Source organism: Arthrobacter sp. UYCu712 (genome assembly GCF_040547005.1).
In the GTDB taxonomy this organism is placed as follows: Bacteria; Actinomycetota; Actinomycetes; order Actinomycetales; family Micrococcaceae; genus Arthrobacter.
In genome coordinates this window covers 1-10,845 of sequence record NZ_JBEPOZ010000044.1, presented here as the reverse complement: position 1 = coordinate 10,845, position 10,845 = coordinate 1, and the positions used below count along the sequence as shown (strand labels likewise).

The 10,845-nt window shown below is 62.5% G+C and carries 10 protein-coding genes and 1 pseudogene; 2 read left to right on the top strand and 9 right to left on the bottom strand.

The genetic code is table 11. The annotated features are described in order from the left end of the window. Positions 1-987: 987 nt before the first annotated feature. Positions 988-1,173, top strand: a complete 186-nt coding sequence (locus ABIB51_RS22610) for a hypothetical protein (protein ID WP_354191608.1) — start codon at positions 988-990, stop codon at positions 1,171-1,173. Positions 1,174-1,252: 79 nt separating this feature from the next. Then, on the top strand, positions 1,253-1,918 hold the full coding sequence (locus tag ABIB51_RS22605; protein WP_354191607.1) for a hypothetical protein: 666 nt from the start codon (positions 1,253-1,255) through the stop codon (positions 1,916-1,918). An 84-nt stretch (positions 1,919-2,002) separates the two neighbouring features. Here ABIB51_RS22605 and ABIB51_RS22600 read toward each other — a convergent pair whose 3' ends face one another. The 9 genes and pseudogenes from ABIB51_RS22600 to ABIB51_RS22560 form a co-directional block, all read right to left on the bottom strand. Then, positions 2,003-3,283 carry a Shedu immune nuclease family protein gene (locus ABIB51_RS22600; RefSeq protein ID WP_354191606.1) on the bottom strand — a complete coding sequence of 427 codons (1,281 nt, stop codon included), beginning with the start codon at positions 3,281-3,283 and terminating at the stop codon, positions 2,003-2,005. A 753-nt stretch (positions 3,284-4,036) separates the two neighbouring features. Next, positions 4,037-4,258, bottom strand: a pseudogene (locus ABIB51_RS22595) (recombinase family protein); the annotation flags it as partial. A 382-nt stretch (positions 4,259-4,640) separates the two neighbouring features. Continuing rightward, a complete protein-coding gene (locus ABIB51_RS22590; RefSeq protein ID WP_354191605.1) occupies positions 4,641-4,871 on the bottom strand; it encodes a hypothetical protein in 231 nt (76 codons plus the stop codon). A 146-nt stretch (positions 4,872-5,017) separates the two neighbouring features. Continuing rightward, on the bottom strand, positions 5,018-5,212 hold the full coding sequence (locus tag ABIB51_RS22585) for a hypothetical protein (RefSeq protein WP_354191603.1): 195 nt from the start codon (positions 5,210-5,212) through the stop codon (positions 5,018-5,020). A 216-nt stretch (positions 5,213-5,428) separates the two neighbouring features. After that, on the bottom strand, positions 5,429-5,803 hold the full coding sequence (locus ABIB51_RS22580; RefSeq protein WP_354191602.1) for a hypothetical protein: 375 nt from the start codon (positions 5,801-5,803) through the stop codon (positions 5,429-5,431). Next, a complete protein-coding gene (locus tag ABIB51_RS22575; protein ID WP_354191601.1) occupies positions 5,796-6,140 on the bottom strand; it encodes a CDP-alcohol phosphatidyltransferase family protein in 345 nt (114 codons plus the stop codon). Before ABIB51_RS22575 ends, ABIB51_RS22580 begins: the two co-directional genes overlap by 8 nt. Further along, complete coding sequence (locus ABIB51_RS22570; protein ID WP_354191600.1) at positions 6,133-6,816, bottom strand: TVP38/TMEM64 family protein; 684 nt, start codon at positions 6,814-6,816, stop codon at positions 6,133-6,135. The genes ABIB51_RS22575 and ABIB51_RS22570 overlap by 8 nt, the downstream gene beginning before the upstream one ends. Next, complete coding sequence (locus ABIB51_RS22565; protein ID WP_354191599.1) at positions 6,813-8,660, bottom strand: glycoside hydrolase family 15 protein; 1,848 nt, start codon at positions 8,658-8,660, stop codon at positions 6,813-6,815. Before ABIB51_RS22565 ends, ABIB51_RS22570 begins: the two co-directional genes overlap by 4 nt. 18 nt (positions 8,661-8,678) lie before the next feature. Continuing rightward, on the bottom strand, positions 8,679-10,034 hold the full coding sequence (locus tag ABIB51_RS22560) for a dihydrolipoyl dehydrogenase family protein (RefSeq protein ID WP_354191598.1): 1,356 nt from the start codon (positions 10,032-10,034) through the stop codon (positions 8,679-8,681). Between the last annotated feature and the right edge of the window lie 811 nt (positions 10,035-10,845).

Genomic DNA, 10,845 nt, shown 5'->3' with positions numbered 1-10,845 from the left:
CACACCCGTGGAACACGAACGATTCCTCGCCATAACAAAACCTCAGCCGGCACAAGCCGCCTGATCAACTGTCCACGATTTGCGGGCAACCCCAGTACGGCTGGGGAAGGTGCTGCTTCGACTATGAGGGTGGCTGCTGCTCGGAGGGCTTGGCGTCGCTGCCGGCCATAAGCAGTGACCATCCGTGGCAAGTTGGCAGAAATCTGCGCGGAATCTTGGGCCAATCAGAGCATCCTGATGCATCCTGATGCATCGGGGGATTGGGGCGGATTGATTCATGTGATGAGATACGCGGGGTACTACTTGATGTAGTATCCGCTATCGGTGCCGTTCCCACGGACTGACAGAGTCTGGGAGTAGGAGAGCCGCCTCTTGAGCAAATCGGCGCCCCGAAGGGCCGCCGTGAGGCGCGTATCGGCCGGACCGGCGTCTGCGCCGGATGGCTACGGTGGCCCGCGTGGGCGGTCAATTTGTGCGCTTCGAAGCAGCGCTGACCATCCAATTCCGAAACGCCGTAGCGGATCTTTCGTCAAGCTTCCGTCCTCGGACGGCGGCAATGCATTCGGGACCCTTATCTGACCTCAAGTCAGGTCGCCTAGAAGTTCAATTCCTGGTCCTGGCCCAACTGCATCTCTAAATCGAGTTCCTTTGGCTTCACGTTCCGTGGCCCTGCCGAATGGTTACGCGGATGGTTCGGATGCTCTTCCCGCACCCACCCAAGGTAGGTGGCGCTCTCGCCCCTTCCCAGGCGGAAGGTTCCGACGTAGTCGCACCCTTCTGCAGGGCATGCAATATTAGAATCAGCCATCGTCTCGTTCCCAATCTCGAAGTGTTTGCTGCTGACGGTACCCTTTCGAGTCCTATGCGTGCCGTAGCAGCACTAAGGTGTCACCGATCACTCCACCGGGCCGCGCCTAGCCCCGGATACCCAAAAGGTCAGACGGGAGTGCAATACTTATGCCACGAGAGAGACGAGGGGGACCATCGATGACGACACTTGCTGTGGACTTCAAAACCCACAAGGAACTGTTGCGGGAGCGGGACATCCTCGTGCAGAAGTCGGGCCTGCCCCTCGCGGAACTAACTGCGCGTGCCGAGGACTACACCCTGACTGTCAGCCAGTACGCCATATTCGAGGCTATCGCTGATATCAACTACCTGCTGAGTGAGTAGCCCCGCCCAACGCAAACTTGAGCACCGAGCCAACACTGAACGAAAGGCCGGCGAGTTTGCTGCCCGCGTAAATCACACAGTGAAAGCATTCCTGGGGTGCGACGAAGATGTTATGCACGTCGATGCATCCGGTAGCCGAGTCGTGGTCAAGACTGTCCAAGCCGAAGGTCTGACGCTTACCGTAAGGGGTAAACCCTTATTCCGACTGGGAGCCAAGTATTACTGTGAGTTGAACCAAGCAAATACATACCTGGCAGTAGAGCAGAGCACTTTCACGGTCTTCCATTTCGCCAGAACTGAACCCATTCTCCGATATGACTTCATTCGGAAACCAAAGGGCGGCGTGCCCTCTGCACACATCAACATGCATACCGAGTCAGCCGCGTTGATAGCCGCCATGGAGGACGCGGGCAGGAAAAGGCGCACTCAGCGAAGAAGAACTGCCGGCTCACCGCTTAGAGCGGCACAGTTACATCTACCGCTCGGCGGTCCCCGCTTCCGTCCGGCTCTGGAGGACGTACTCGAGATGCTGGTAGTTGAGTTAGCTATTGACTGTGCAAGCGGGTGGCGGGAGTCCCTGCGGGAGGGCCGCTCCCTGTGGCGGGACACGCAACTTCGTGCTGCCGTCGCGGATAACACGGGCGCCGCGGTCGAAGCCCTTGCGGAACTCGGTTTCGTTGTGAACTGGCCGAAGTTGCCGAACGAGATGCCAGATCTGCGCAAGGACAAGATCGAGCAGTTTTGAATGCCGCCCGACACGGGTTGCTTTAGGCAACTTGCTACAAATTCCCAAGCATTCATTGCAGCTAGTGATATCGAACGGACCCTATCAAGATGCCCCAAGCGTCTGACCTGATTCTGCAGGGTCACGCCCGACGATATTTCCGTCGATTGACTTCTCTGCCGCGAGGAAGTCGTGGAGCGTCCCCAACTGTCCTAAGACTTCGTCATAGGTGACGATACGTACATTCGACAGGTGCTCACGATACAAATCGAACGATTTCTTCTTATCATCGGTGTCGAGCTCTGTGGCGAGCCCTGCGACAACAAAGCAGCGAGGAACGTTGCTCGTCCAGGAAGTATCGCCGGTCCTCTGTTTAGTGGCCATTTCATGGCGGGTTAGTTGCAGTGCCTGATCCAGGACCTGAGTTACTGCCTCAGCAATCTCGGACTGTACTCCGTAAACCCCTTCCCGGTACGGCTTTTTTCTCATCAGCTTGGTCGATGGCTTCTTGATCTCCACCAGAGCGGCGTTGTTGGTCAGCGCATTCTTGAGTAAGTAATCGGCGATCTTCTTTCCCTTTACTGCGTTGCTGCCCTCGCCTATCGGAACTTGGGCATCTACGAACACCGTTGGACCGCCAAACAAGAGTTGTAGGGCGAAGATGTTCTCCTCGAAGAATTGCTGCCACCAGTTCTCGTTGTGCTGAGCATCGAGGGCCGCCTCGTACGTCGCGACGAGATGCTCCAGATTGACCAAATTGATGTTGCGCTGAAGCCGTGCCATTTTTTCGGGAGCCCTGGATGCTATCTGTGCAGCGTTTTTGGCGGTTGCACGGAGCAGCGCGTCCTGCTCTTCGTCGTTGAGCGGCTCCTCACCAGCGGCGACCTTGGTCATCCACTTCGATGTCTCCAGCAGTCCAAGAGACAGCCGTCGGGGTTTCAGGCCGAGCGCTCCTGCAAGATCATTGTGAACATGAGTCTCTTTTACCCGGCGAATCCCGCGGTCGCCGCGATTCTTGATCCGATTTAACTCTGTACGTAGGGCGTTAAACCTGGTGAAGCTGATTAGGAACTTGTGCTTGATGACTCTTGGATCCCCTGAGCTGACGAACTCGATAACCGTGCAATCAGTCGATTCCTCGATAAGGTCGACCAAGACGTCGCAGTGTCGCGTGAGCCCGAGTCCGTACTCGTAGTCCGTAGTGAATCCGGGGGGCAACGTATCCAAAATGTCGGCGAGCTCAGCATCAGATGCGACGTCCGCTGGGATGACGAGGGACCTGATCTTGGAGTACTTCGGACCTAGGAAGGAGCCGCTTCGAGGCCGCGTGTCTGTCGGGTAGAGCGTCAAGTTTCCCTCGGCCGGGTTGACTTCGATGAGTTTCACGCCAGAGGACAGATTTGCTGCGGCGGTTCCAGAAGCCGGGGCCCCCTTGGGGAGGAAGTAGCCTTCAATGAGTCCGTTCTCAGTCGTTCGGACTTCCAGAGTCCCTCGATCTCCAGGTTGCATCCCGAATTGCGCCATATGTTAGTTATCTTCCTCAGAACCTGCCTTTACGCCCTTTTAAGATGGGGAATGGGCAAATGAATGGTTGGTGTACTCAGACTCGCATAGCTGTTGAGAGATTGATGAGTGCTTGGACAGCGAAAAGCTCACGATTCGGTATCCATTGGAGCAGTTTCGGAGTTGAACCGGTTCGCCAGCAGCTGGCAGCGTCCTGAGGGCGTTCATCGCATTGAATTCGTCAGTGCGTTCCGCGAGCAGCGAGGCGGGCTCTTTTCTCTCGACGCAGGTCTCAAGGCGCCAGGCTCAGGGCAGTACCTGCTAAGAGCTCGGCGTATCCGGGACGGCTTGGACTGCAGTGAAGCTGGCGGGGTTGCCGCCCTTTCCTCCAGAACGAGGCTTTCGGCGGCATAGTGATCTATCAGCATGTGGTAGATGGTGTGGTCGCTGACGCTGTTGCGTAACTCCTGTTGGTCCCCATCACCAAGCAGGCAAATGCCAATGGCGCGCCGCGCGTCATTCAGCCACCGACAATGTGACCAGCGCTCACCAATTTGGTCGAATATGTCATCGGGGCTGAGTGCCACGTACGCGGCAATGTGTTATCGCATTGCGTATGTGCGGGAGGGGAGTGCTTCACTCGAGCTTTGCGTGGCGCAGGTATTGGTAGACAATCTCCCTGCTGATCCCGTAGTCACGGACAGGAATGGCCTACGGAACACCGCTGCCGGCACGCTGGAGCAGCTCGGCCGCACGTTCCGGTGTGAGGATCTTTTTCCGCCCTTTCTAGGCGCCGCGCTGCTTGGCCAGGGAGATACCTTCCCGCTGGCCTTCGATTATGAGGGAGCGGTCGAATTCGCCACAACATTCCAGCCGAGGTCCGAAAGATGTTCCGGTATGGATCTGCCGATACCTCGGGCTCCACCTGTAACGAGCACAGTACGGTCCCGTCCACACCCTCATTCATCGCCTAACGATCAGATGGGAAATCCGTGTAATCCTACTTTGAGGCCTCGTTGTGTTCTAACGCCAGAGTGAACCTTCGGACCCAACTGAGATGCAAGGTGCCCAAGATTCCAGCGGCTAGACGGGCACCTACTTTTCGTGCTTGACGGTCAACAATTAGACCGCCGAGAAGGGTCTCAAACACTCAGCCTTACATAACGTCGATTATCGGCGTTAAAAACACGCGGGGGAGACCCTGCCAACTGGTCCGCTTCCGGCCGTCAGCGGGGTGCGGTCAGCGCTCGTCGCGGGCGTTGAATTCTTCGTCGAGCTCGTAGTGCCGGAACTCGGTCTCCCTGTTAGGTTCGCCGTCAGCAATGACTTCATGGTCAAGCTGGCGCTGGACCTCGCTGTCCAGTATCTGGAGCTTCTGGTCTTTGACCTTTCCCAGGTCCTCCGGGAAATCGTCCTCTGGAGTGAGACGCAGCTTCTTGCCCATGGCAGCTCCGCTTTCTTCTTGGGTCACCTGCGGCTTCAATGTAGCGGCGGTGACAGGACAGCGATGGTTGACATAACTATGATGCTCGAATGCGGCGATGGACGCCACGAGGAGCCCTCCGCCGGCCCGTTCATCTCGTCAGCCCATCGGCTGACGGCACAGCCCGCGACGGCTCAAACGCCGCGGAGCAGCCAGTCATTGTCAGGATTTCTGCCGCCTTCAGGGTCCGGTGCCTCTGAAACCGGCACGGACGTGACCTGCTCATCCACTGGCACCCGCGTCGGCAGGGCCCGCCAGCGGTCCAGTGGAACCGCGGCATCTTGGCCAGGCGCGTCCTCCTGAACGCCCTCGTCCGCATCCTTGATCATGTTGCCCACCTTCTGTTGTCATCGCTGAGCTTTCAGCTGCGTGACCCACTCAGCAGCCTGCAAGTTCTTCGCTTGAACGACCACCGACGCCGGACTTCCAGATTGACCGCGGAGCGGCGCCGTTCAGCCCTCCATCTGAGCGTACGCCCGCAGTGGAGCAAAGGAGCTGCCCTGGCCGAGGGGATCGTGTTCGCAGCTGACAGGCAGGCCCCTGAGTTAGCCCTTCGCTGGCCCGTCCATCTCGTCGACCCACCGGACGACGGCGCTGCCGCCGTAGGCCCGGCTTTGGGTCTCGTGGAGCCCCTCGGCCTGTTGCGTTGCCAGGTCAAGTTCCGCTACGGCGGTCATGATGCCGATGGTGCTGTCGACATGGTCTTCCTGGAAGTGCCTGCCGGCTTCGGCGCCGCGGTGCCATTGCGCCTGCTGCGCAAGTGACACCTCAAGGGAACGCACCGCATCCAGGACATTGCCGGGGATCGCGTAACTGTCGGATGGCCGGTCCAGCTTATCGGCGGACTGTATCAGGTCCCGGGCCGCGCGGGAGAGACGTGACGCGGCATGGAAGGCCGCCCTGTCCGCCGGTTCAGTCATGGGATGCCTCCGGCGCCGGTTCGATGAGCTCGATTGCGCCATAGCCGATGAAATCGGCGCAGATGTCCCAGAATCCGCCCCGGCCGCTGTCTTCAACCCCCGCGCGGGCGTTCCGGCGCCGCGCCAATCGCCCGTCGAGGCCGTCGGCGACCCGGCACAGCAGCCACGCGGCCAGCGCCGGCAGCCGCCACTGCACCGCCGCCAGGACCGCGCTGGCAACGCCAAGGACCAGGTTCAGTCCCGTCAACCTGTCCGGGGTGATCCATGGCCGGTCCAGCCAGCCCGCGGCCCGCCCCAGGGCCGGCTCCATGACCCGCCGCAACCGGGCATCAAACATCGGAGGCCCTCTCCTTCCGGCGCCGCAGGACCGCCACCACAAGCCCGGCCCCGGTGAGAATGCCGAGCGTCCCGAGCGCGAGGTTGAGCTGCCATCCCGGCTGCAGGCCGAACGCACCCAGGGTCACATAACTCACCGTTCCCGGGAGGATGCCGATCGCGGTGCCGAGGAAATAGGGCCACCAGCGGATCGAGGTCAGTCCCGCGGTGTAGTTGATGGCCGTAAACGGCAGCACAGGCACCAGCCGGACACCGATCATGGCCGCCAGCCCCCGGTGCCGCAGCAGCCGGTCAACTTTCTCCACCCGCGCCCCGGTGAATTTCTCCACCGCCTCCCGGCCCAGCCAGCGTCCCAGCCAGAACGCGGCAATGGAACCCAAGATCGCGGCGATAAAGACGACGGCGATGCCGCCGGCGAACCCGAAGACCAGCCCGGCGGCGACTGAGAGGACATTTTTGGGCACCGGCGCCAGTGTCAGCCCGGCATACGCGAGGATGAAGGCCGCAGGCCCCCACCAGCCGGTGGTGCCGAAGTAGTTCCGGATGTCCTCGACCGGTGGGAGTGGAAAGACCAGTGCCGCGGCGGCGGCGGCGGCGGCGGCGGCGGCCACGAGAACCACCAGAATTCCCAGCCGAATCACCGCCCGGCGACGGCTGCCCGGAACAGAACCCGTCACGGGTTGTCCCCGGCGCCGGCAGTAGGGAGCCGGTTTTCGTCCTCGGCGGTGCGGATGGCCCAGGCGGCGTTGACGAGGCCGATATGACTGAAGGCCTGCGGGAAATTTCCGAGCAGTTCGCTGCTGTCCGGGGCAACTTCTTCGGCCAGAAGGCCCAGATCCGTGGCGAAGGCCGCGGCCCGTTCGAAGACGGCGCGGGCGCGCCGGGTCTGTCCGGCCAGGGCCAGGGCATGGGCAAGCCAGAACGTGCACAGCAGGAACGTTCCTTCCTCTCCGGAGAGCCCGTCGTCGGCCTTATACCGGTACACAAGGCCCCGGCTGTCGGTGAGGCGGTGCTCGATGGCATCGATCGTTGCGAGCATCCTGGGATCATCACCGGGCACGAAACCCACGATGGAGAGCATCAGGGCCGAAGCGTCGAGGTCCTCGGAGCCGTAGGCCTGTGTGTAGGCGCTGGCTGTCTCGTTCCAGCCGTTCATGAGGATCGAGTCGGCGAGCTTCGCCCGGGTCTGTACCCAGTGTGGAACCCGCTCTTCCGCGTTCAGGATCCCTGCGAGGCTGATGGCCCGGTCCACGGCTACCCAGCACATCAGCTTTGAATGAAGGTAGTGCCGGGGTGCGCCGCGGACCTCCCAGATGCCCTGATCCGTGGACTGCCAGCGCGATGCTGCAGCGTCGGCCGCATCGGCAAGGAAATGCCGCGTCCCGGGCTCCAGATCGTTCAGGTACTCCGGGAGGGTGGCGGCGGCGTCGAGGAGTTCGCCGTAGACGTCGAGCTGGCGCTGGTCCCAGGCGCCGTTGCCCACCCGTACCGGGGCGCTGTCGCGCCAGCCCGGAAGGTGGGCCAGTTCGCGTTCGGTCAGGTCCCGTTCCCCGCCGATGCCGTACATGATCTGCAGCTCGTCGCCGTTGCTCAGCCGGCCGGCGGCTGCCGTCGCGAGGAACTGAAAAAATTTGCCGGCCTCGTCCGGACAGGCGGCCACCCACAGCGCCTGCAGGGTCATGCTGGCGTCCCGGATCCAGGTGTACCGGTAGTCCCAGTTCCGGGTGCCGCCGGCGACCTCGGGCAGGGAGGTCGTCGGGGCGGCGACGATCGCACCGGTCGGATAGAACGTCAGTGCCTGCAGGACCCTGCCGCTGGAAGCGACCAGGTCCTGCCAAGGTCCGTCGTAGCTCTGATGCAGCTGCGACCAGCTGTCCCAGCCCTCCAGCGTGTCCTCCAGCCGGCGGGCGATGTCCTCCTGGCTCCAGAACGCCGGCGATACCGCCCCGGCGATCCGGTGGTGAAGGGCGAATCCCAGGGCGTTTCCGACCCGAAGGACCGGCTTCGCAAGCGCTTCACCACCATCCAGTTCGAAGGGGACCGGGGTGGAAAAGGCCAGCACGCCGGCCCCGCCCTGGACGGAAATGCCGCCGCCCGTGTCCTGCAGGAGGGGCCGGACCAGGCCGTATTCCGGCCGGGGCGCGAACGTCACCTCCATCTCGACTTCGCCTTCGACACAGACCACCTGCCGCAGCAACGTTCCGGGCACGCCGGCACCGAGCTCGTGGCCCCGGTTCCCGTCTCCCAGGACCAGGGCATCGGTGACTGTCACGGTCCCGCCGGCTGTGGTGTGTACCGTCTCGAGGACCATCGTCGGGCCGAGGTACCGCCGGGTTGAGGAGTAGGGGGCCGCAGGCCGGATCGACCAGTAGCCCGCGTCCTCGCCCAGGATCCGACCGAAAACCGACGGGCTGTCAAAACGGGGGAAACACAACCAGTCCACGGAACCCGCGGCGCTCACGAGCGCGGCGGAGTGGCAGTCAGAGAGCATGGCGTAGCTGGCGATGGGCTCACTGGTCATCGGTACACCCTGCCTGATTCATTCAAGACGGTCCAGCGCATCTTCAATGGCACGGTGGAACGTCGGATACGCGTAGATCATCCGCCGCAATGTGCTGACCGGAATCCGGGCGTGGACGGCAAGCGCCAGGGCCGAGAGGACCTCGCCCCCTGCAGGGCCGGTGGACGTCGCACCGACCAGCACCCCGCGGTCGGCGTCTTCGACGAGTTTGATAAATCCCTGGTTGCCGGACTTGTGGATCCATCCCCGTGCGGACGCCGTCAGGTCCGTGAAACCGACACGCACGCTCATGCCTTTCCCGCGGGCCTGTTCCTCGGTCATTCCGACGGAACCGATCTCCGGATCGGTGAACGTCACCCGCGGAACCGCATGGTATTCGGCCGGGGCAGGGTCCTGATCCAGGATGTGCGCGGCGGCGATGGATGCCTGGTACATGGACACATGGGTAAAGGCGCCCTTGCCCGTGATGTCGCCGACGGCGTAGACGTCATCGGCAATCTGCATGTGCTCATCGGGGTCAAGGAAGCGGGCACCCGGATCCAGGCCCAGGGCTGCCACCCCGAGGGACTCGAGGTTGGTGGTGCGGCCCGTCGCGACCAGAAGCCGGCCGGCACTGAGGGTAGAACCATCGACATCAACCGTGAACGTGCCGGCGGAGTGCCGGACGCTTTCTATCCGTGCCCCCACAAGCACGTCGATGCCCTCCTCCCGCAGCACTCCCTCGAGGAGCTTGCCAGCCTCGGGCTCTTCCGGGGGCAGCAGGCCCGGCGCGTCTTCCAAGATGGTGACAAGGGTGCCGAAGCGTGCGAATGCCTGCGCCAGTTCCGCGCCGATGGCCCCTCCCCCGATGACGATCAGGGCTTCCGGGACCTCGGTGGCGGCGATGGCCTCCCTGTTGGTCCAGTACGGCACCTCGGCCAGACCCGGGATCGGAGGAATCATCGGTTCCGTGCCGGTATTGATCACGATGGCGCGGCCGGCGGTGAACTCCCGGCCGGCGGCGCTGACCGTCCGTGGCCCGGTGATCCTGCCCCGGCCGCGGACAAAGCGGCCGCCTTTGCCGGTGAAACGGTCCACAGCGACCGTGTCGTCCCAGTCATCGGTGGCCTCGGAGCGGATCCGGTCCGCCACCGGCGCCCAGTCCGGGCGGACATCGCCATCCCCGGCGAGGCCGCGGATGCGTCGGCCCTCCGCCAGGGAGTTACCGGCCCTGATCATCATCTTGCTCGGAATACAGCCGTAGTAAGGGCACTCACCGCCAACCAGGCGTGCCTCGATTCCCACGACCGAGAGGCCCGCTTCTGCGAGCTCGCCGGCAGCGGCCTCACCGCCCGGACCCATGCCAATAACAACAACATCAACTTCTTCAGCCACGAAATCTCCTTACCATCATCAATCCGATGTATTTCTGAAAAATCGGGTCCCCTCCACGACCGGGAGCTGTGGGACTTTTCGCCCTCGGCAGGGGCGGTCCAGTCATCCTCGCATGAGACCGGGCGGACCCGGAGGACGGCCGGCGGGGCTGGCACTCAGTGGTGCCCTACCGTGCCCGCCGGTTCCCTGCGGAGGCCGCGGGGTCTGCCTGTGGCGCTCGGCTGGGTGATCATGGCCATCGCCCACCCGACACCGACCTATCATTTCGCACCGCTCCTCGCTGTAGTCGTTGTCCCGCTCCTGGTACGGGGAAGGACTCAGAAATCACTTCCGCTTCGAAGCGCTCTGGTCCTTACCTCGGGCGGTGCTCTGCCGGCGTTGATTGCGACCGCTGTGGTTGAGAGTGTCAATGCTCTTGGCGGGCCAACTCTGAGCGGTGCTGGAGGCGCGCTGGTAGAGACCGTGATAGCCATTGCGACCGGGCTAATCATTGGGACGACCGCGATGATTTCACCTTGGTGGCCGGGGGCACGCACCTAAAGCGCACCGCTGTCAGGCCCCGGCCGGATCGACGCCGGCGTGACCGCTCTGCAGTGCCGGGAGCGAACGGCGGAAGCCCAGTGACGGGGCCATATTCGGCCCACGGTTCCGTGGGTCCTTGCGTACGTTTTTTGGCATTTTCTGAAGCGGCCCCTAGGGTGTGTTGCTAAACCCTCTGAAGGTTGATTTCCGTCAGGCTTGATTCATGGCAGCAAGGCAGGAAATTTCTGACAAGGCATGGGCTGTGATGGCACCGCATTTCCCGGTTTGG

Coding starts and splice junctions, on each gene's coding strand:
- ABIB51_RS22610 (WP_354191608.1), top strand. CDS start 988: ATGACGACACTTGCTGTGGACTTCAAAACCCACAAGGAACTGTTGCGG.
- ABIB51_RS22585 (WP_354191603.1), bottom strand. CDS start 5,212: ATGATCAAGGATGCGGACGAGGGCGTTCAGGAGGACGCGCCTGGCCAA.
- ABIB51_RS22580 (WP_354191602.1), bottom strand. CDS start 5,803: ATGACTGAACCGGCGGACAGGGCGGCCTTCCATGCCGCGTCACGTCTC.
- ABIB51_RS22575 (WP_354191601.1), bottom strand. CDS start 6,140: ATGTTTGATGCCCGGTTGCGGCGGGTCATGGAGCCGGCCCTGGGGCGG.
- ABIB51_RS22565 (WP_354191599.1), bottom strand. CDS start 8,660: ATGACCAGTGAGCCCATCGCCAGCTACGCCATGCTCTCTGACTGCCAC.